We start from the raw sequence: 20433 nt of genomic DNA, 5'->3' as shown, positions 1-20433 counted from the left end.
ATTCCGTCCGCGGGGGCCAGATCATGCGGGAAGGTACTGCTCCAGCACCGCGAGGTGCGGCTGCGACCGCGGATCCGCGACAGCCGCTGCGCCCACCGCGCACGCCGCAGTGAGCGCGCGGTCCGCGGCGACCCCGGAGGCGAGCGCGACCGTGAGCGCGGCGCAGAACGCGTCGCCGGCGCCGACCGTGTTCACGACCTCGGTCTTGACCGCGGGAGCGGAGGCGACCTCGACCCCGCCCTCGAAGAGCTTCGCCCCCTCGCCGCCGTAGGTGACCGCGACCCGGCGGGCGGTGCGCAGCGCGGGCAGGAGGGCATACTCGCTCTCGTTCACGATGACGAGGTCGGCGCGTTGCAGCACCGCCGCGGGCAGCTCCCGCGCGGGTGCGGCGTTCACGGCGAGGTAGCCGCGTGTCGCGTCGGCGAGCTGCTCGATGATGTCCATCCGGATCTCCAGCTGCGTGAGAACAGCCTCGTCCTCGCCGAACTCGATCCCGTCCAGGCTCACCTCGCCGTTGGCGCCCTCGCACACCGCGATCTGATTCTCGCCTTCCGCGTCGACCACGATGAGCGCGACGCCGGTGGCCTCGGACCCGATGCGCACCGCGGCGACCTGCACGCCCGCGGCCTCGAGCTCCGCCCGCATCCACGCACCGTCGGAGTCGGATCCGACCGCGCCGACCATCCGGACCCGGGCGCCCAGGCGCGCCGCCGCGGCCGCCTGGTTGGCGCCCTTGCCTCCGGCCTCCCGCGAGAGGCGTCCGCCGCCGACGGTCTCGCCGGGTTCGGGCAGGCGCTCGGTGCGGGCGGTGAGGTCGACGTTGATGCTGCCGAAGACGGCGAGGGCGAGGGGCTCGGTCATGAGGACTCCACTTCGGGAAGGACGGGATCGTTCGAAAAGGATGGATCGAGGCGCGTCACGGCGCGGTCTGCACGACGGACAGCACGCCCGCGGTCGGAGAGATGATGCACTTGGCGAGATAGACGGGGGTGCCGCCTGTCGAGGCGGTCTGGGTGAGGATGAGCACCGGATCTCCCGGTTTGAGCCCCAGCAGCGCTCCTCGGGAGCGGCCGACCACGTTCGCGGTGAGCTCGCACACGCCGGATCCGAAAACTGCGCCCCTGGCGGCGAGGGCCGTCATGAGGCTGGACGGATCGGCGGCCGCCTCTGCGATCATGGCCGCGATCTGCGGGCTCGCGTCGGTCAGATAGCGTCCGGCCGGCAGATGCTCCTGCAGGATCGCGATGGGTTCGCCGGCGCGCTCGATCACGCTCTCACGGAACCAGGTGTTCGCGGCCGCGTCGAGGCCGAGATGGCCCGACACGTAGTCGGTGGTGGGCCGCACCACGAACTCCAGCTGCCGGACGGTGACATCCTCACCGCCCTCGGCGAGCGCGACTTCGAGGGGCCGGAGCTCCTCGAGGCCGACGACCGGGAGATCCTCGGCGACGAACCGGCCGATCCCGCGCCGGGTCGTGATCAGCCCGTCCTCCTCGAGCAGCATGAGCGCCTCACGCACGACCGTGCGCGACACCCCCAGGGCGACACCGAGCTCGGTCTCCCGCGGCAGCGCGGATCCCAGCGAGAAGACACCCGAGCGGATCCCCTCGGCGAGACGCGAGTACACCGCGACGCGGAGGGGCTGGCCCACCGGAGCGGTCAGCTGCCTCGCCAGGAACTGCTCGACGTCCGTCATCGGATCTCCTCCACAGTCGGCGCACCCGAACCCGGGCCGGATCGTGCTCGCCGTTCATTCAAGCACGGAAACGACGGCGTGCAGATGTTCTACCTCAGAGGTATAACATCATAGAACGTTGGATCGCGCCGCCCGATCCTGCGCCCGACGAGGAGACACGATGACCGACCCCGCCGCCCCGCTCTACTTCGACTGCGACACCGGCATCGACGATGCGCTCGCGCTCGCCTATCTGCTGGCGTCGCCCGAGATCGTGCTCGCGGGCATCGGCACCGTCAGCGGCAACACGACGGCGGCCCAGGCCGCGCGCAACACTCTCGGCCTGCTCGCCCTGTCCGAGCGCGACGACGTACCGGTCGCGATCGGCCGGCACGACTTCCTCACGCACGAGTACGACGGCGGCGCTCCGCACGTGCACGGCGATGACGGCGTCGGCGGGGTCGCGCTGCCCGCACCCGCGCACCCGGTCGAGGACGGCACCGCGGCGGACCTGCTCATCCGCCTGTCGCACGAGCACGCCGGATCCCTCGAGGTGCTCGCCGTCGGCCCGCTCACGAACCTCGCCGCCGCGCTGGAGCAGGATCCGACTCTTCCCTCGCGCGTGGCTCGCGTCACGCTCATGGGAGGCGCGGCTCTCGTGCCGGGCAACACCAGCGCGGTCGCCGAGGCCAACATCGCCAACGACCCGGAGGCCGCCGCCGCCGTGTTCGCCGCGGCCTGGCCAGTCGTGGTCGTGCCGCTGGACGTGACCATGGAGAACGTGTTCGAGGAGTCGCACCGCGATCTGCTGGCGTCCTCAGGATCGCCGGTGGCGCGCGCGGTGGCGGGAATGCTCGACTTCTATGTGGACTTCTACGAGCCCACGTTCGGCCGGCGCTGCTGCGCCCTGCACGATCCGCTCGCCGCCGCGATCGCCGTCGGGCGAATCGCGTCGACGGTCGCCCCGGCGGTGCCGGCGGTGGTCGACACGACCGACGGACCGGGCCGCGGGCAGACCGTGTTCGACCTGCGCGGCCAGCGGGCGGGCACGGTCGATCACGCCGACGCGAACGTGCGCGTCGTGCTCGCTGCTGACCCGGGCTTCCCGCAGCACCTCGCCGAGCGCGTCGCCGGAGCCTGACCTCAGCGGTCAACGACCCCGAATAGGGACACCTCTCGGGGTCGTTGAGCGAGGACGAGCGCCAGCGAGACCGAGACGAAGCGCGTTCCTGCCAGCCCAGCGCGGCCTACAGCTGGCGGGCCTTCTTCAGCGCCTTCTCGTCGACCGGGGCGTCACCGGACGCGCGCAGGTCGGCGTAGTACGAGCGGGCCTCGTCCTGGCGGATCTGCTCGGCGCCGGAGGCGAGAGGGGCGCGCACGTGCTCGGGCTCGTAGCCGAACGCGTTCACGAGGTCGACGGCGTGCGGGCGCAGGCGCGCGCAGAGCCGGTCGATGTAGCGCGAGACCGAGGCCGCGCGCTGCGCGGAAAGCCTGCCGTTGATGAGGTACCAGGAGAGGTGCTTCTCGATGAGCTGCAGCCCGAACAGGTCGCGCAGCCAGGTGAGCACGGTGCGGGATCCCTCGTCCGTGGTGCGGGCGACCGCGTCGGTGAACGCCTCCCACTGCAGCAGCTCGCCGTGCGCGCGGGCCGCCTCGATGAGCTCGGCCTGGTTCTCGTTGAACAGGCGGGCGCCGAGCTGCTTGTCCTTGCCGCCGGCACGCAGGCGGCCGGCGATGTCGGCCACCATCTGCTGCACCCGGTCGGTGAGCAGCTCCTGCTGCTGCTCGGCGCGCAGGCCGTTCTCGACCGAGCGCGCGGTGGATCCGAAGTCGGCCACGGCCTGGCCGAGCTGGCGCAACCCGCCACCGTGGAACACCTTGCCCGCGGTCTGGCCGACCGCGTACTTGGCGAGGGCCGCGGCGTCCTTGCCCTTGAATTGCTTCGCGAAATCGGTGAGCAGGCGCTTGCCGACGAGCTGCAGCAGCACGTTGTTGTCGCCCTCGAAGGTGACGTAGATGTCGAGGTCCTGGCGCAGGCCCACGAAGCGGTTCTCGAACATGAACCCGGCACCGCCGCACGCCTCGCGGCACTCCTGCAGGGTGTCCAGCGCGTGCCAGGTCGACAGCGGCTTGAGCGCGGCGGCGAGCGTCTCCAGATCCTCGCGGTCCTGCGCCGTGTCGGAGCGGCCCGAGAACACGCCGTCGAACTTCTGCAGGAACTCGTCATGCGCGAACAGCTGCGCATAGGTGGTCGCCAGGCGCGGGAGCAGGCGGCGCTGGTGCTTGCCGTAGTCGAGCAGCGTGGTCTCCTCGCCGTCGACGCCGGTGAACTGCCGGCGCTGGCTCGCGTACGTGGTCGCGATGAACAGGCCCAGCGCAGACGCCCACGATGCGGCGCCGTCGAGCGAGACCCTGCCCTGCACGAGGGTGCCGAGCATCGTGAAGAACCGGCGTCCCGGGCTGTCGATCGCGCTGGAGTACGTGCCGTCTGCGGCCACATCGCCGTAGCGGTTCAGCAGGTTGGTGCGCGGGATCCGCACGTGGTCGAAGCTGAGCCGGCCGTTGTCGATCCCGTTCAGCCCGCCTTTGAGACCGTCATCCTCACGGCCGATGCCGGGCAGGTCGACTCCGTCCTCGCCCCGCAGCCGCACGTAGAAGCAGTGCACGCCGTGGTTGACCCCGTTCGTGATGAGCTGCGCGAACACGGTCGCAGCGACGCCGTGCAGGGCCGCGTTGCCGAGGAACTCCTTGGTCGCCGCGCGGAACGGCGTGTTGATCACGAATTCCTCGGTCGCCGGGTCGTAGGTCGCGGTCGTGCCGATCGAGGCGACGTCGGATCCGTGCCCGATCTCGGTCATCGCGAACGCGCCGGGGATCTCGAGGTTCATGATGCCCGGCAGCCACTTGTCGTGGTGCTCGGCAGTGCCGAGCTGCAGCACAGCGGATCCGAACAGTCCCCACTGCACACCCGACTTGATCTGCAGGCTGGGGTCGGCGACGACGAGCTCCTCGAAGCCGGCGATGTTGCCGCCGTTGTTCTCCTCACCGCCGAGGCGCTGCGGGAAGGCGCGGTGCACGGCCTTGTTCTGCACGAGCAGGTGCAGCTGGCTGAGCACGCGCTCGCGGTGCTCATCCTTGCTGAGCGAGTCGTCGCGCCAGAACGCCGGATCCTTGATCATCTCGCGCGCCTCGCGACGGGTGTCCGCCCAGGTGCCGAGCAGCAGGTCGCCGACCGCGTCGACATCGATGCGCGGTGCGGCCTGCGCGGACGTGATGGTGTCGTGCAGGGGGGTGCTCGGGCGAAGTGCGGCGTCGACCATGAGGATCCTCTCGGGAGGTTTCTGGGATGCCTTCATGGTAGATCTGTCACAACACAGGACGAAGTCGGCTGTGGGGATCCGCCAAGGGATCCGAGCAACGAGGATCCGACCGGTTGTCGGCTCTCCACAGGATCCGGTCCCGGCGCTCTCCCGGGCCGCGTGCGTCCTCCCCGCGCGGTCGTTCTCCGGCACTCCGGGCGTGCTGCCGGTGGAGGGCGCGCCATCCCGCAGGGCGGGGATGGAAAACGCGTCCACGAGCCCGGCCAGAGCGACGATTTCCAACCCCACGCGCGCCGGCGCGAGGGACGCAGACGCCTGATGAAGCGCGAACGCGGGCACCGGACCGGGGCGGCCGAACTCAGCCCTCGGCGGCGATGACCTCGAGCACGGCCTCGCCGTACGCCTCGCGCTTGCGCTCGCCGATGCCGCTGATGCCGTTGAGCTGGTCGGTGCGGCTCGGCCGGTGCTCGGCGAGGGCGCGCAGCGTGGCGTCGCCGAACACGACGTAGGCCGGGACGCCCTGCTCGCGCGCCGTCTGCGCCCGCCACGCGCGCAGCGCCTCGAACAGCGAGCGATCGCCCTCGGCGAGCGCGTCCGCGGCGGAGCGCTTCGCGGCGCGGCCGGGGGACGCCGCCCGGTTGACCACGTCGTGACGCAGCCGCACCGCGGTGGTGCCGGCGAGCACGCCCGCGCTCGCATCGCTGACCCCGAGGGTGCCGTATTCGCCCTGCGCCTGCATGAGACCCTGCGCGAGCATCTGCCGCACGACCGAGCGCCACTGCGCATCGGTGAGGTCGGATCCGATCCCGTAGGTGGCGAGCTCGTCGTGCGAGAACTTGCGGATCTTCTCGGTCGAGGCTCCGCGCAGGATGTCGATGAGGTGCCCGGCGCCGAACGATTGGCGCCGTTCGCGCTGCAGCCGCACGATCGTGGAGAGCAGCTTCTGCGCGGGGACCAGCCCGTCCCAGCCCTCCGGCGGAGTGAGGCAGGTGTCGCAGTTGCCGCACGGCTCGGAGGTCTGCCCGAAGTAGCCGAGCAGGTTCTGCCGGCGGCAGTCCACGGTCTCGCAGAGCGCGAGCATCGCGTCGAGGTGCTGGCCCTGGCGCTGCTTGATCGCGCGGTCGCCGTCGCCCTGCTGGATGAACCGGCGCTGCTGCACCACGTCGCCGAGACCGTACGCCATCCACGCGACCGAGGGCTCGCCGTCGCGACCGGCACGGCCGGTCTCCTGGTAGTAGCCCTCGACCGACTTCGGCAGATCGATGTGTGCGACGAAGCGCACGTCGGGCTTGTCGATGCCCATGCCGAACGCGATCGTGGCGACGACGATCACCCCGTCCTCGCGGAGGAACCGGGACTGGTGCGCCGCGCGTGTGGCCGCGTCGAGACCCGCGTGATACGGGACGGCGTCGAAGCCCTGCGCCTGCAGGTACTCGGCGGTCTGCTCGACCGAGGCGCGGCTCAGCGCGTAGACGATGCCCGCGGATCCCGCAGGCATCGAACGGATGAAGGAGACGAGCTGCCCGCGCACATCGACCTTGGGATCGATCCGGTACTGGATGTTGGGCCGGTCGAAGCTCGCGACGAAATGCTTCGCCGCCGGCAGCTGCAGTCGCTCGATGATCTCGCGATGCGTCTCGCGGGTGGCGGTCGCGGTGAGCGCGATGCGCGGGACGCCGGGGAACCGCTCGGCCAGCCCGCCGAGGGCGAGGTAGTCGGGACGGAAGTCGTGCCCCCACTGCGACACGCAGTGCGCCTCATCGATCGCGATGACGCTGAGGGATCCGCGCTGCAGCAGCGCCAGCGTCTGCGCGTTCGAGAGGCGCTCCGGCGCGACGTAGAGCAGGTCGAGCTCGCCCGCGAGATAGGCGCGTTCGACCTCGGCACGATCGGCCGAGGTCTGGGTGGAGTTCAGATAGGCCGCGCTCACGCCGTTCGCCCGCAGCGCGTCGACCTGGTCGTGCATGAGCGCGATGAGCGGGCTGACCACGAGCCCCGTGCCTTCGCGCACGAGCGCGGGGATCTGGTAGCAGACGCTCTTGCCGCCGCCGGTCGGCATGAGCACGACCGCGTCGCCTCCGCCCACCACCTGGTCGATGGCCGCGGCCTGGTCGCCGCGGAACGCGTCGTAGCCGTAGACCGCCTTCAGCGCCTCGAGCGGCGTCGGGAACCGGCTCGGGGCGGTACGGCCCGAGGGCGGGCTCGCCCGCGAGGGCGCGCTCGCCCGCGAGGGCGCGGGGAAGCTGCCCTGCGGGACGGCACCGGGGGATCCTGCCCACTCGCCCTCCTCCGGCGGCGGCGCGGCATCCCACGACTCGTCCCCGAACGGCGCGTCGGCATACGGGTCGTCGAGGGGCGCGTCGGACCACGGCAGATCCGCATAGGGGTCTCGCGGATCGTTCTGGGGCATGCCTCCAGCGTAACGAGGAGCACCGACGCCGAAGGCCGCTGTCCACAGGCCTCGCGCGGAACGGTCTCGGCGTCCGCCGTCGGGCATAGGTTGGTCCCGAGCAGATCCACCGGATGAAGGAGTGTCATGCCCGCGTTCGCCGTGACCCTGAACGAGGCCGAGTCCCGCTACGAGATCACCAGCAACTCAGTGGTCGCCGGATTCGCGGAGATCGAACGACGTCCTGGCCTGATCCTGTTCACGCACACGGAGGTGAATCCGGCCTTCCAGGGGCAGGGGATCGCCTCGAAGCTCGCCGCCGAGGCCCTCGCCGACGCCGTGGCGACCGGCGACACGATCGTGCCGTACTGCCCCTACATCAACAAGTACCTGCGCACGCACGACGTGCCGGGCGCGAAAGTGCGCTTCCCCGGGCCTCCCGAGGAGCAGGGGTGAGCTTGCACGGCCCTCGCGCGACCGTGCTGCCGGCGCGCGAGGTGCCGCTCGGCGGCGTGCGCGCGATGAACGTGCAGCGGGTGCTGCCCAGCAAGGACGTTCCGACGATCGGCGCCTGGTGCTTCCTGGACCGGTTCGGCCCGGCCGAGGTGCGCATGCGCGTCGAGCCGCACCCCCATATCGGTCTGCAGACGGTGACCTGGCCGCTCGTCGGCGAGATCCGCCATCGCGACACCCTGCAGAGCGACGTCGTACTGCGCCGCGGACAGTTGAACCTGATGACCGCGGGGCTCGGCATCGCGCACTCCGAGTACTCGATCGGCGAGCAGGCGGGCCCGCTCGACGCCCTGCAGCTCTGGGTGGTGCTGCCGGACGGAGCGGCGACAGGATCCCCCGGCTTCGAGCAGCATCTGTCGCTGCCGGGTCTGGCGCTGCCGGCGGACGAAGGATCCGACGCCGACGTCACGGTCGTGATGGGCGAATATGCCGGGATCCGCTCGCCCGCGACCGCGCACACGCCCATCGTGGGGGCGGAGATCCGTCTCGAACCCGGCAGTGCGGTCACCCTGCCGCTCGCGCCGGAGTGGGAGCACGGGCTGCTGCTGGTCTCCGGCGACGCCCGGGTGTCGGACGCCGACCTGGTCGAGACGCCGCTCACCGCGGACGATGTGCTGTTCCTCGGCGACTCGCGCGCTGCCGTGCGCCTGCGCAGCGAGGGCGGAGCGCTGCTGTTCCTCCTCGGCGGCGAGCCCTTCGAACAGGACCTCGTGATGTGGTGGAACTTCGCCGCGCGCAGCCATGACGAGATCGCGCAGGCCCGCGAGGACTGGGAGGCCGGATCCGATCGCTTCGGTCACGTCACCGGCCACGGCGACGAGCGCGTCCCCGCTCCGCCGATCCCGCCGGTGCGTCTGATGCCGCGGCGCCGCAGGATCTGAGACTCCGACCGGGCGCGTCGCGCCCTCGCCGGTACGCTGGTCCCGTGTCCGCCGCCCGCTCCCCGCTGCCCACGCGCGTTCTGCTCGTCTGCGCCGCCATCGGGGTCGCCACGGGCCTGCTCGGCGCCGCCGCGGGATGGATGACGCTGGTGATCCTGCCGATCGCGCCGTTCGCGTACGGCCTGGTGCTCGGCTCGCACGTGCTGCCGGGGATCATCGCGCAGGAGGTGCTGCGTCGCCCGCTCGTCGCCCTGCTCACCCATGTGCTCGCGGCCCTCGTGGCGAGCGCGTTCAACCCGATCTGGTTCCCGCGGTTCCTCGGCACCGCGCTGCTGTTCGGCCTCATCCAGGAGGGCGTCGCCGCGGTCACCCGGTATCGCGCCTGGGGCGCCGTGCGGTTCTTCGTGTCGGCGCTCATCATCGGCGTGATCATCGCGGTCGTGGTGTTCTTCGTGGTCGATCTGGCGAAACTGCCCGCCTGGGCGCGGATCGTCTACCTGCCCCTGGCAGTGCTGGGCCCGGTCGCGTGGACGGCGATCGGCCTGCGGATCGGCGTGGCGCTGCGCCGGGCCGGGGTCGCGCAGCGCTGATCCGCCGTGCCGCCCACCCCGCTCCTGAGCGTGCGCGATCTCACGATCACGCACCGCGGCGCGAGTGAACCCGCCGTGCGCAAGGTGTCGTTCGACGTGCACCCCGGCGAGGTCGTGCTCCTGCTCGGACCGAGCGGATCCGGCAAGTCCACGCTCGCGCTCGCGCTCAGCGGCCTGATCCCGCACTCCCTCGAAGCCGCGGTCGACGGATCCGTCCTGGTCTGCGGGCACGAGGCGGCCACGACCCCCGTCGCCGCACTCAGCAGCATGGTGTCGACGGTGTTCCAGGATCCGGACGCGCAGATCATCACCGGGACGGTGCTCGACGACGCGGCCTTCGCCCTCGAGAACCTGCGGCTGCCCGTGCCGGACATCCTCGCCCGCTCGGAGGCGGCGCTGCGCCGGATGGGACTGTGGGAGCGGCGCGACGAGAACCCGGATCGCCTCTCCGGCGGCGGCAAGCAGCGCCTCGCGATCGCTGCGGCCCTCGCGACCGCCGCACCCGTGCTGATCCTCGACGAGCCCACGGCGAACCTCGATCCGCAGGGCACCGCCGAGGTGCACGCGGCGCTCGCGGACCTCGCCGATCCGGAGCGCGCGATCATCCTCGTGGAACACGATCTCGATGCCGCGCTCGCCCTCGCGACCCGCGCGATCGTGCTCGACGACAACGGGAGGATCGCCTTCGACGGGCCCGCCGCCCGGATCCTGCGCGCGCACGCCGAGGAACTGGTGGCGCTCGGGGTGCGCCTGCCCACCGCCGCCCTCGCCGCACGGCGCCTGAACGCCCGACTGCCGGAGCTCTCGACGGAGCCCCTCACGCCCCTTCCGCTCATGGCCGAGGAGCTCAGGGCGGCTCTGCGGGCGCGGCGAGCGGACGCCGCACCGTTCGAAACTCCGTCGATTCGAGCCCCCGGCGCCGGATCTGACGCCGCAACGACCGGATCGACGGAGTTCCACACCATGGCCGCGCCGGATCCGATCATCACCGCGCCGGATCCGATCATCACCGCGCGCAGTCTCGACGTCGCACGCCGGCACACCCCGATCCTGCACGCGGTCGACCTCGACATCGCGGCCGCGTCGATCACCGCCGTGATCGGGCCGAACGGCGCAGGCAAGACGACGCTGGTACAGGCTCTGGCCGGGGTCATGCCCCCGCCGCGCGGCCGCGTCCGGGTCGACGGCATCGACCCGGCGACGGCATCCCCCCGGGCGCTCGCCGCACACCTCGGCTTCGTGTTCCAGAACCCCGAGCACCAGTTCATCGCGCACACCGTGTTCGAAGAGCTCGCGCACGGCCTGCGACTGCGACGCACGCCGCCCGCCGAGATCGCCGAGCGCGTGCAGGCCATGCTCGTGCGCTTCGGCCTGACCGACAAGGCCTCCACGCATCCGTTCCTGCTCTCGGGCGGCGAGAAGCGCCGGCTGTCCGTGGGCACCGCCCTCATCACCCGCCCGCGGATCCTCGTGCTCGACGAGCCGACCTTTGGGCAGGATCTGCGTCGCACCGAAGAGCTGCTCGCCCTGTTCCGCGAGCTCAGGACGGAGGGCACGACGATCGTGCTCGTCACGCACGACCTCGACCTCGTGGTGCGGCACACCACGCACGCGGTGCTCGTCGAGGCCGGGACGATCGTCGCGGCCGGCCCCACCGCGGAGCTCGTGCGGGACGGCAGGATCCCGCTCCCCGCGGCCTACGCCGCGATCCCGCCGGCGCTGCGCGAGCTGCTGTCCGGCGACGCGGTGGCCGATCCGGCGGGCGGGGCGGAGTCATGACCGATCCCTACGCCGAGCGGGAGGCCGTCCCCACCCGCGCCTGGCTGCACCGGCTGAATCCGCTCGCCAAGCTCGGCGCGGTGCTCCCGGCGATGGTGCTGCTGCTGTTCGTGCGCGACCTCGCGACACCGCTCGGGTTCGTCGTCATCTCCTATGCCCTGGTCCTCGGCGGCGCACGGCTGAGCGCGCGGGCCTGGGCTGTGCTGCTGCTCGCCGTGCCGCTCGGGGTGCTCGTGCTGGGGGTCGCGATGGCGCTGTGGACGGATCCCGCACAGGTCGCCGCGACCCCGGCCGTGCTGCGGATCGGCGGCTGGACGCTGCGCGCCGGTGCGCTCGCGACCGGCTTCGCGACCGGGCTGCGGATCGCGGCGCTGCTCGCCCTCGCGCTCATCGCCGGCCTCACCACCACCGGCCCCGACCTCGTGCGAGCGGGCGTGCAGCAGCTGCGGATCCCCTATCGGATCGGCTATGCCGCACTGGCCGCCTACCGTTTCGTGCCGCGCTTCGGCGACGAGCTGAGCGTCATCCGCGCCGCACACCGAGTGCGCGGGACGCACGGCGGGCGCAGCCCGTTCGCCCGGATCGCACGCGGCTGGGGCTACATCGTGCCCCTGCTCGCGGGAGCGATCCGGCACGCGGAACGGGTCGCGCTGGCGATGGACTCGCGCGCGTTCGGCGCCCACCCGACCCGCACCGAGCGGCACGAGGTGCCGTTCCGTTCCCGCGACGTCGTGTTCCTCGTCCTGATGCTCGCCGCGTCGGCGACGATCTTCGCCCTGTTCTTCCCCTGGCAGCTCTGAGAGGCGCCCGGCGCCGAACCGCCTCGAACCGCCTCCGGGTGCAGGACGCACCGAAGGCGGTTCGACGGGGTTCGTCCTTCGACAAGCTCAGGAACCGACCTGATCAGCTGATCTTCTTCTTGTAGATGGCGATCGCGAAGGCGTACGCGACCACGAGGATCCCGACCATCCAGGCCAGGGCGATCCAGATGCTGGATCCGACCGGAGTGCCGGCGAACAGCGCACGGATCGTGTTCACGATCGAGGTCACCGGCTGGTTCTCGGCGAACCAGGCCACGGGGCCGGGCATCGACGAGGTGGGCACGAACGCCGAGCTGATGAACGGCAGGAAGATCAGCGGGTAGCTGAACGCGCTCGCGCCGTCCACGGTCTTGGCGCTCAGCCCCGCGATCACCGCGAGCCAGGTGAGCGAGAGCGTGAACAGGATCAGGATCCCGGCCACCGCCAGCCACGCCCCGACCGACGCTCCAGTGCGGAACCCCATCGCGAATGCGACGCCGACCACGATCGCGACCGAGACGATGTTCGCGACGAGCGAGGTGAGCACGTGTGCCCACAGCACGCTCGAGCGGGCGATCGGCATCGACTGGAACCTCTCGAAGATGCCGCCCTGCAGGTCGAGGAACAGCCGGTACGAGGTGTACGCGATCCCCGACGCGATCGTGATGAGCAGGATGCCGGGGAGCATGTAGTCGATGTACGACTCCGAGGATCCGGTGCGGATCGCGCCGCCGAGCACGTACACGAACAGCAGCATCAGCGCGATCGGGGTGACCGCGGTGGTGATGATCGTGTCGGGGCTGCGCAGGATGTGCGTGAGCGAGCGCCCGGTGAGGGTGCCCGTGTCACGGATGACGTGGGTGCTCATTTCGATGCCTCCTTGTTGGTGCCGGTTGCTGAGCCTGTCGAAGCGCCGGCCGACGGCCCGACCAGCGCGAGGAAGACCTCTTCGAGGGTGGGCTGCTTCTCGACGTACTCGACCTTCGCCTGCGGCAGCAGCCGCTTGAGCTCGGCGAGTGTGCCGTTCTGGATGATGGTGCCTTCGTGCAGGATCGCGATCCGGTCGGCCAGCTGCTCCGCCTCGTCGAGATACTGCGTGGTGAGCAGCACCGTGGTGCCGCTGTCGGCGAGCTGCTGCACGGTCTGCCAGACCTCGATGCGCGCCTGCGGATCGAGGCCCGTGGTGGGCTCGTCGAGGAAGATGACCGGCGGGTCGCCGATCAGGCTCATCGCGATGTCCAGGCGGCGGCGCATGCCGCCGGAGTAGGTGCCTGCACGACGTCCGCCGGCGTCCGTGAGCGAGAACCGCGCGAGCAGGTCGTCCGCGACGGATCCGGGGTCCTTCAGGTGACGCAGCTTCGCGACGAGCGTGAGGTTCTCGCGCCCGGTGAGGATCTCGTCGACCGCCGCGAACTGCCCGGTGAGGCTGATCGCCTCGCGCACGTCGTTCGGCGCCGTGGCGACGTCGGAGCCGTGCACGGTGGCGGATCCGCCGCCGGCCTTCAGCAAAGTGGACAGGATCCGCACCAGCGTGGTCTTGCCGGCGCCGTTCGAGCCGAGCAGGGCGAAGATGCTGCCCCGCTCGACCTCGAAGTCGACGCCGCGCAGGACCTGCAGGTCCTTGAACGCCTTGGTGATCCCCTGCACGCGGATCGCGGGGGCGGTCATGGTCATGATCGATCCTCCTTCGCTGCGGCCTCGTCGATCGCCTTGGTCAGGCGGGTTCGCTCCTTGTCGAGCCACACCTTGCCGTTGTAGGCGCGGGCGAACGTCTCGGCGAACTCCGCCGGGTCGTCGCCGACGATGTCGCGCACCGGCGTGCCGTCGGCGGCCGCGCGCTCCCAGAGGTCGGCGAGATCGCCGAGCATCGTGATCATGATGTCGCCGTCGACGATGCCGCCGGCGAGCATCAGGTAGCGGTCGATCGCCTTGGCGACCGTGCCGTAGGGCTCGGAGAGGCCCTCGATGCGGGCCTTGTACTGCCGGTACTGCTTCTTCTGCTCGAGAGACCCGGTGAGGGCTTCGATCCATTTGGCGGCCATGTCAGGCTCCTTCGTCGGTGTCGGTGATGCTGTCGGTGTCGGTGTCGGTGATGTCGGTGCTGGTGTTCGCGTCGGTGCCGCGGAGCCGCTCGATGTGCGCGGCGAGGAAGCTCCACGTCCGCCAGAACTCGGCGAGCTGCTCCCTCCCCTGCGCGTTGAGCGAGTACACCTTGCGCGGCGGGCCCTTCTCGGACGGGACCTTCTCCACATCCACGAGGCCGCGCTGCTCCACGCGCACCAGCAGCGCGTAGACGGTGCCCTCCGCGATGTCGGCGAAACCGCCGTCGCGGAGCCGCGCCGTGATCTCGTATCCATAGGCCGATCGCTCGGCCAGGATCGCCAGGACGATGCCCTCGAGAGTGCCCTTGAGCATCTCGGTCATCTGACTCGCCATCGCGATCGCCTCCTTCTACTCAGTGATGTTGACTACTGGTAGACGGTAACACTAAGTACCGGTACATAGCAACAGCGAGTACCAAACTTTTCTCACCCCGATGACAGACGCCGAGAACGCCCTCGGATCCGGGGATCCGAGGGCGTTGCGGGTTCCGGTCAAGGGGTGCGTCAGAGCGCGAGATGGATGCGGAGGGCATCATCCAGGGCGCCCATCAACGCGGCGAGCACCCACCCGACCGGGCGGACGATGCGCGCCACGGAGTTCGCCGTGTTGTTGCTCACCAGGGCCGCCGGCCGCGTCTTCTTCTGCGCAGACATCGGCCAGGCGGCTCTCCCGCGATAGGCGCACGACATTCTGCGTCGCCGCGGAAGCAGGAACATGCCCGATACCGAACGTCGGGCTCTCAGAGCCAGTCGTCGGCGTGCAGCTGACGCACGCCGTGCGTGTGCAGCAGGAACTGTCCGCGCAGCGGGATCTCGAGCAACCCGGCCTGCCGCTTCATCGCCCGCGCCCAGATCCGGACGTCGTCGTCGACCGCCTCGCCGCCGACCCGCTCCCAGACCAGCACGACGGCCGCGTTGTCCGTGAGGGTGCGGAGCATGCCGATCCGCTGCGACAGCAGCTGGGAGTGACTGACCTCGCCCAGATCCTCGGTCGTCACCACCTCGTGCGGATCCTCGGGATAGTCCGCCATGGGCATCAGCGGTTCGCCGATCCGCCCCCGTCCGTCGATGAAGAGCAGCCAGAGCTGCCGCTGGTTCGCGCGCTGAAGCAGCAGCTCGAGCGCATCGCGAAGGTCGTCGTCGCCGTCCAGCACGTGGTCACGCAGAGATTCAGGGTTCATGACGTCAGCCTGATCGCCGGGCGCGGCGGCGCGGGGCGCGGTTCCGCAATCGGGGGAGAACTCGGATCGCAGCTGGATTGTGGAGGACGATCGCCGACAGCAGAAGGGCCTCCGGATCCGCGGGGATCCGGAGGCCCTTCGACACGCTCGGGGGCCGAGCGTCAGCGCTTGCCCGCGATCTGACGGCCGACGAGGTCGCGCATGATCTCGTTGGTGCCGCCGTAGATGCGGTGCACGCGGGCGTCGGTGAAGGCCTTCGCGATCGGGTACTCCATGATGTAGCCGTAGCCGCCGTGCAGCTGCACGCCCATGTCGAGCACCTCCCACTCGCGCTCGGTCGTCCAGAACTTGACCTTCGCGGCGTCCTCGGCCGACAGCTTGCTGTCCTTGTAGGCGAGCAGTGCGCGGTCGACGTACGCCCACATCACCTCGGTGGTGGTGACCATGTCGGCGAGGCGGAAGCGGGTGTTCTGGAAGTCGGCGATGCGCTCGCCGAACGCCTCGCGGTCCTTCGTGTAGGCGATGGTCCAGTTCGTGGCGGCTTCGGCAGCGGCAGCGGCGGCGACGCCGATCGACAGCCGCTCGAGCGGCAGGTTCATCATCAACTGAATGAACCCCTGCCCTTCCTTGCCGCTGATGAGGTTCTCGTCGGGGATGAACACGTCGGTGAAGCTGAGCTCTGCGGTGTCCCAGCCGTGGAAGCCCATCTTGCTGAGCTTCTTGCCCTGGTCGAAGCCCTCCATGCCCTTCTCGACGATCAGCAGGCTGAAGGCGTCGGGCCGGTTGCCCTCACCGGTCTTCACGAAGGTCACGACGATGTCCGCCGTGGTACCCGAGGAGATGAACGTCTTGGCGCCGTTGAGGATGTAGCCGCCGTCGACCTTCTTCGCGTTGGTCTTGATGCCGCGCAGGTCGGAACCTGCACCCGGATCGGTCATCGCGAGCGCGCCGAGCACCTCGCCGGTCGCCATGCGGGGCAGCCACTTCGCCTTCTGCTCCGGCGTGCCCATATGCACCAGGTACGGCACGGCCAGGTCATCCTGGATCCCGAAGGCGCCGGCGAGCGATCCGGCGCCCGCGGCGATGACCTCCTCCATCACGATGGTGCGGAAGCGGTAGTCCTGCAGCATTCCGGCGCCACCGAACTCCTCGGGTACGGACAGACCGATCAGGCCGGCCTCGCCCGCCGCGAGCATGGTCGCGCGATCGATCTCGCCGGCTGCCTCCCAGCGCTCGATGGCCTCGTTGGTCACGTAGCGCTTGATGAAGTCCTTGACCAGGTCGCGGAAGGCCTCGTGGTCCTCGTCGTAGATGTCGCGTTCCATGCGCGCTCCTCCAGATCGTCTTTGCGTCTTCGCACTGCGATCCTACGCGGAATCACGGGCATCGCGGCTCCGATTGTGGGAATGCATCCCACCAGATGTGAGACTCGGTGTCACGCTTGTGAGAACCTGCCAGGGGCATCCGGATCGGGCGAGCGATCGGGCGGTCAGCCGAGGTACGCGGGCGCGGCAGCCAGCCCGAAGAACTGCTCGAGCGTGCTGAACCCGCCGTCGTGGTAGGCGGTCGCGAGCGCCACTCCGATGTAGCGCAGGTGCCAGGGCTCGGGGTCGTAGCCGGTCACGGGCGTCTGACCCGCGACGTAGCGGACGATGAATCCGTACTGCCACGCGTTCTGCGCGACCCAGGCGCCCGCCGGGGTGCCCCCGAACGAATCGATGCTGCCGCAGCCACCCGCGCACGACACGACGTCGGCGGCCAGGCCGGTCTGATGCTCGCTGTATCCCGGCCGCGCGGACAGCGCGTCGCCCTGCGCCTGCCCGTACTGCGCGACCTGCCCGGAGTACGTCTGCACCTGCGTGTCGTACGAGCGATAGCCGCTGGCGAGCGCAATCGATCCGATCCCGCCGCCGCTCGCTGCCGCAGAGAGCTGATCCAGCGCCTGCGAGACGTCGGCGCGGAGCGAGCCAGCGCCGTCGACGACGAGGGCCGGGTCTCCGAACGGCGCGGGCGCGAACGTCATCGGGTTCAGCGGGCGGGCCTTGTTCACCACGACCCATTCGCGGGCAGGGTCCCCGAGATCGACGCAGGGCGCGTTGCCCGCCACGACCGCCGCCCGAAACGCTGCCCCTCCGCCGAACGCGGCGACGACGGCGTCATCGCCGCCCGAGGAGAGCGCCGCCTGCACCGCCGCCTGTGCGCACGGATTCGCCGCGACCACGCCGCCCAGCGTGACCTGAGGCAGCTCCTTCGCGGCCGGCGGCATCGCGATCGCCGCGGTCGCCTGCGCGCCACTCGCCCCCGATCCGCCCCCCGGGCCGGAAGACGCAGAGCCGTCGGCGAGCGCCCAGAGTGCGCCGATCAGCGCCACAGCCAGCCCGATCGTGACGAACAGTCGGAACACCACGCGCGGATCCATGCCGCGAGCGCGCGTCGGGTGCCTCGGGGATGTCACGGATCCATTCTCACCGCCGCACCTGAACGTCTGCGACATTCGAAGATTCTCTCGATCCGCTCTTGACTCACTCTCGTTGTTATGTTCGAATATTGACATGAGGTGGCACGGGCAGAGGATCGACGAGACCGACGCGCAGGCGCTCCCGGGCATGGAGAATCGCACCGGGTTCCTGCGCACGGTGACGACGCCGGAGTTCGCGGGGATGACGTTCCACGAGGTGCTCGCGAAGTCGGCCTTGAATCACGTCCCCGGCCCGTCGAAGATGCCGTTCGACTGGACGATCAACCCGTACCGCGGATGCAGTCATGCCTGCTTTTACTGCTTTGCTCGCGGAACGCACACGTATCTGGACCTCGACGCCGGGCATGACTTCGACTCGCAGATCGTCGTCAAGGTGAACGTGGCCGAGACGCTCGAGACTGAACTGCGACGCGGATCCTGGCGGCACGAGACCGTCGCGCTCGGCACGAACACCGACCCGTACCAGCGGGCGGAGGGGCGATATCGGCTGATGCCGGGGATCATCCGGGCGCTGGCCGACTCGGGCACGCCGTTCTCGGTTCTCACGAAGGGGACGCTGATCCGCCGCGACATCCCGCTGCTGGTCGAGGCGGCGACGCACGTGCCGGTCGACGTGCAGCTGTCGATCGCGATGTTCGATGAGTCTCTGCGGGAGGCGATCGAGCCCGGGGCGCCGAGCACGCAGGCGCGGCTCGACACGGTGCGAGCACTCAGCGACGCGGGGTTCCGGGTGGGGGTGTTCCTGATGCCAATCCTGCCGCATCTGACCGATTCGGTCGGCGCGATCGACGGGGCGCTGCGACGGATCGCCGAGGCAGGCGCGGATCACGTCATCTACGGCGCGCTGCATCTGCGGGCAGGGGTCAAGCCGTGGTTCCTGCAGTGGCTGTCCGAGCACCGTCCCGACCTGCTGAGCTCGTACCGCGAGCTCTACCCCGGCACGGCCGCGGAGGCTCCCAAGGACTACCGGAAGTGGCTCGCACGGAGGGTGCGGCCCCTGATCCGCCTGCACTCACTCGAGGCGCTGCATTCGGACGACCGGCCGGCCCGGGGCAGCAGGACCACGACGGGCGCCGGCGCCGGTGTGCGGCAGGCCCCCGTGCCGACGCTGTTCTAGCCGTCCCTGGAGAGCCGCCCCCTGGGGAGTCGTCCGCTCAATACCAGTCGGTGGCCTGCGAGTGGCCCCAGGCCGAGCAGGGGGTGCCGTAGACGCTGGAGATGTAGCCGAGGCCCCACGTGATCTGCGTGGTCGCGTTGGTCTCCCAGTCGCTGGCGATGCTCGCCATCTTGTCGCCGGGCAGCGCCTGCGGGATGCCCGTCGCGCCGGACGAGTTGTACGCCTGGTAGTTCCAGCCGGACTCCTTGTTCCACAGCGAGTTCAGGCACTGGAACTGGTCACCGCCCCAGCCGTACTGGCTCGCCATGATCTGCTGGGCCGTGGCGCGGGCGCCATCCGGGGTGTTCGCCGTGGCCTGGGCCTCGGCGGCGGCCTGCGCTGCGGCCGCCGCTGCCGCCGCAGCCGCGTCAGCCGCTTGCTTCTGCGCGACGGCCGTGGTCAGGTTGGTGCGCACCTCGGTGACCTGCGATTCCACCTTCTCCGCGTAGTCGGCGACAGCGACCGCGAGCGTCGTGTGCGGAGCAGCCTTGTCGTTCGCGGCACCCGAGAGCACGTCGTGCGCCGAGCGCAGCCCCGTCGCGTCGACGACCTTCTTGGCCTGGCCGAGGTCGAGCCCCGAGGCCTTCACGTCCGCGTTCACGGCGGCGGCATCGGCCAGCGCCGTCTTCGCCGTGTCGAGCGCAGCGCGCACCTGCGAACGCTGGTTGTACGCGGTGACGGCGTCGACCTGGGCCTGAGCCGGAGCGGCGGAAGCCACGGCCGGGCCGACCAGTGCCGCCCCTCCGACGGCGACGACGCCGAGCAGCGCTGCGGCGCCGATGAGTGTGATGGTCTTGCTGCGGGAAGAGCGGAACAACGGGGTTCTAGACATGACGAGTAACGATCCTTGGAGTCTTCGCACCGCTCGAGCAGCGGCTAGGCGCCCTCGGGTCGGGCGCACAAGGTAACGATCCTGCATCACTGAGTCTGGGAGACCCCCGCGAAGCGGGCGTATGCAGCAGAATCTTTTACCCGATTCCCAGGTTGGGGAGGTCACGCACCCGGGCGCCCGGTGATCCGGATCCGATGTCGGCGGCCGCGCGTACCGTGGCCGCATGGTGACGCTCCGCCCCTGGCAACCCGCAGACCGGCCGCTGCTCGACGGCTTCAACACCGCCGAGATGACGGCGCATCAGGTCCGCCCCGAGTCCGCCGAGGAGCTGGAGAAGCGCCATCGCCGCTATCTCCGCACCGACCTGCCCGGAGCGATGCTCGTCATCTGCGTCGGCGAAGACGCCGTCGGAGCGATCGGCTATTGGGAGAACGACGAGGACGCCGACGCGGTGGTCTGGGAGACGGGATGGAGCGTGCTGCCCGAGTTCCAGGGCCGAGGGCACGCCGGAAGCGCACTCGCGACGCTCATCGGCATCGTCCGGGCCGAGGGCACGCATCCCGAGATCCACGCCTATCCGGCGGTCGACAACGCCCCCTCGAACGCGCTCTGCCGGCACGCCGGCTTCACGCTGCGTGGAACCAGGCCTTTCCCGTTCCGCGGCGAGGAGCTCCTCAGCAACGACTGGGCGCTCGTTCTCTGAGCGTCGCCGTCAAGCGCTTTTGGTACGACGAAG

Annotated in this window: 21 protein-coding genes; 8 read left to right on the top strand and 13 right to left on the bottom strand. The window is 70.4% G+C overall.

The genetic code is table 11. The annotated features are described in order from the left end of the window. Positions 1 to 21: 21 nt before the first annotated feature. Both ABD882_RS04045 and ABD882_RS04040 read right to left on the bottom strand, forming a co-directional pair. Positions 22 to 861 (bottom strand): PfkB family carbohydrate kinase, encoded by an 840-nt coding sequence (locus ABD882_RS04045; RefSeq protein ID WP_345184610.1) that lies wholly within the window; start codon positions 859 to 861, stop codon positions 22 to 24. A 55-nt stretch (positions 862 to 916) separates the two neighbouring features. After that, the gene (locus ABD882_RS04040; protein WP_345184608.1) at positions 917 to 1696 is read right to left on the bottom strand and encodes a GntR family transcriptional regulator; all 780 of its coding nucleotides are present in this window, start codon (positions 1694 to 1696) and stop codon (positions 917 to 919) included. A 160-nt stretch (positions 1697 to 1856) separates the two neighbouring features. Between ABD882_RS04040 and ABD882_RS04035 the strand changes: the two genes are divergently transcribed. Beyond that, positions 1857 to 2816 (top strand): nucleoside hydrolase, encoded by a 960-nt coding sequence (locus tag ABD882_RS04035; RefSeq protein ID WP_345184606.1) that lies wholly within the window; start codon positions 1857 to 1859, stop codon positions 2814 to 2816. A 106-nt stretch (positions 2817 to 2922) separates the two neighbouring features. Here ABD882_RS04035 and ABD882_RS04030 read toward each other — a convergent pair whose 3' ends face one another. Beyond that, on the bottom strand, positions 2923 to 4995 hold the full coding sequence (locus ABD882_RS04030) for an acyl-CoA dehydrogenase family protein (RefSeq protein ID WP_345184822.1): 2073 nt from the start codon (positions 4993 to 4995) through the stop codon (positions 2923 to 2925). Positions 4996 to 5353: 358 nt separating this feature from the next. After that, positions 5354 to 7405 carry a DNA helicase RecQ gene (gene recQ / locus ABD882_RS04025; protein WP_345184604.1) on the bottom strand — a complete coding sequence of 684 codons (2052 nt, stop codon included), beginning with the start codon at positions 7403 to 7405 and terminating at the stop codon, positions 5354 to 5356. A 126-nt stretch (positions 7406 to 7531) separates the two neighbouring features. On the opposite strand from recQ, the gene ABD882_RS04020 reads away from it, so the two are divergent. From ABD882_RS04020 to ABD882_RS04000, 5 genes are read left to right on the top strand one after another with little or no spacing between them, the layout of a single operon-like run. After that, positions 7532 to 7840 (top strand): GNAT family N-acetyltransferase, encoded by a 309-nt coding sequence (locus ABD882_RS04020; protein WP_345184603.1) that lies wholly within the window; start codon positions 7532 to 7534, stop codon positions 7838 to 7840. Positions 7841 to 7842: 2 nt separating this feature from the next. Then, positions 7843 to 8778, top strand: coding sequence for a pirin family protein (locus ABD882_RS04015; protein ID WP_425563328.1), 936 nt, complete (start codon positions 7843 to 7845; stop codon positions 8776 to 8778). A 44-nt stretch (positions 8779 to 8822) separates the two neighbouring features. Continuing rightward, the gene (locus tag ABD882_RS04010) at positions 8823 to 9368 is read left to right on the top strand and encodes an ECF transporter S component (RefSeq protein WP_345184600.1); all 546 of its coding nucleotides are present in this window, start codon (positions 8823 to 8825) and stop codon (positions 9366 to 9368) included. Between the two features lie 6 nt (positions 9369 to 9374). Next, complete coding sequence (locus ABD882_RS04005; protein ID WP_345184598.1) at positions 9375 to 11147, top strand: ABC transporter ATP-binding protein; 1773 nt, start codon at positions 9375 to 9377, stop codon at positions 11145 to 11147. Further along, positions 11144 to 11947, top strand: a complete 804-nt coding sequence (locus tag ABD882_RS04000; RefSeq protein WP_345184595.1) for an energy-coupling factor transporter transmembrane component T family protein — start codon at positions 11144 to 11146, stop codon at positions 11945 to 11947. Before ABD882_RS04005 ends, ABD882_RS04000 begins: the two co-directional genes overlap by 4 nt. Before the next feature lie 103 nt (positions 11948 to 12050). Here ABD882_RS04000 and ABD882_RS03995 read toward each other — a convergent pair whose 3' ends face one another. The 8 genes from ABD882_RS03995 to ABD882_RS03960 all read right to left on the bottom strand — a co-directional run bounded on the left by ABD882_RS03995 (position 12051) and on the right by ABD882_RS03960 (position 17685). Further along, positions 12051 to 12815 carry an ABC transporter permease gene (locus ABD882_RS03995; RefSeq protein WP_345184593.1) on the bottom strand — a complete coding sequence of 255 codons (765 nt, stop codon included), beginning with the start codon at positions 12813 to 12815 and terminating at the stop codon, positions 12051 to 12053. After that, positions 12812 to 13615, bottom strand: coding sequence for an ABC transporter ATP-binding protein (locus ABD882_RS03990; RefSeq protein ID WP_345184820.1), 804 nt, complete (start codon positions 13613 to 13615; stop codon positions 12812 to 12814). The genes ABD882_RS03995 and ABD882_RS03990 overlap by 4 nt, the downstream gene beginning before the upstream one ends. 2 nt (positions 13616 to 13617) lie before the next feature. Further along, positions 13618 to 13989, bottom strand: coding sequence for a DUF1048 domain-containing protein (locus tag ABD882_RS03985; RefSeq protein ID WP_345184591.1), 372 nt, complete (start codon positions 13987 to 13989; stop codon positions 13618 to 13620). A 1-nt stretch (position 13990) separates the two neighbouring features. Further along, on the bottom strand, positions 13991 to 14383 hold the full coding sequence (locus ABD882_RS03980) for a PadR family transcriptional regulator (protein WP_345184588.1): 393 nt from the start codon (positions 14381 to 14383) through the stop codon (positions 13991 to 13993). Between the two features lie 170 nt (positions 14384 to 14553). Further along, on the bottom strand, positions 14554 to 14703 hold the full coding sequence (locus ABD882_RS03975; protein ID WP_345184586.1) for a hypothetical protein: 150 nt from the start codon (positions 14701 to 14703) through the stop codon (positions 14554 to 14556). Positions 14704 to 14789: 86 nt separating this feature from the next. After that, positions 14790 to 15230 carry a hypothetical protein gene (locus ABD882_RS03970; protein WP_345184585.1) on the bottom strand — a complete coding sequence of 147 codons (441 nt, stop codon included), beginning with the start codon at positions 15228 to 15230 and terminating at the stop codon, positions 14790 to 14792. Between the two features lie 161 nt (positions 15231 to 15391). Beyond that, on the bottom strand, positions 15392 to 16555 hold the full coding sequence (locus ABD882_RS03965; protein ID WP_345184582.1) for an acyl-CoA dehydrogenase family protein: 1164 nt from the start codon (positions 16553 to 16555) through the stop codon (positions 15392 to 15394). A gap of 164 nt (positions 16556 to 16719) precedes the next feature. Next, on the bottom strand, positions 16720 to 17685 hold the full coding sequence (locus ABD882_RS03960) for a M15 family metallopeptidase (RefSeq protein ID WP_345184580.1): 966 nt from the start codon (positions 17683 to 17685) through the stop codon (positions 16720 to 16722). Between the two features lie 97 nt (positions 17686 to 17782). Here ABD882_RS03960 and ABD882_RS03955 point away from each other — a divergent pair, with 97 nt between their 5' ends. Continuing rightward, on the top strand, positions 17783 to 18826 hold the full coding sequence (locus tag ABD882_RS03955) for an Rv2578c family radical SAM protein (protein WP_345184578.1): 1044 nt from the start codon (positions 17783 to 17785) through the stop codon (positions 18824 to 18826). Between the two features lie 37 nt (positions 18827 to 18863). Here the strand turns inward: ABD882_RS03955 and ABD882_RS03950 are convergent, their stop codons facing one another. Then, positions 18864 to 19697, bottom strand: coding sequence for an aggregation-promoting factor C-terminal-like domain-containing protein (locus ABD882_RS03950; protein ID WP_345184576.1), 834 nt, complete (start codon positions 19695 to 19697; stop codon positions 18864 to 18866). Positions 19698 to 19920: 223 nt separating this feature from the next. Here ABD882_RS03950 and ABD882_RS03945 point away from each other — a divergent pair, with 223 nt between their 5' ends. Then, positions 19921 to 20400: a GNAT family N-acetyltransferase gene (locus tag ABD882_RS03945; protein WP_345184575.1), complete on the top strand. Its 480-nt coding sequence runs from the start codon at positions 19921 to 19923 to the stop codon at positions 20398 to 20400. The last annotated feature ends 33 nt before the right edge of the window (positions 20401 to 20433 follow it).

The sequence above is a fragment of the Microbacterium panaciterrae genome (genome assembly GCF_039541635.1).
In the GTDB taxonomy this organism is placed as follows: Bacteria; Actinomycetota; Actinomycetes; order Actinomycetales; family Microbacteriaceae; genus Microbacterium; species Microbacterium panaciterrae.
This window is presented reverse-complemented; position numbering and strand designations above follow the sequence as displayed.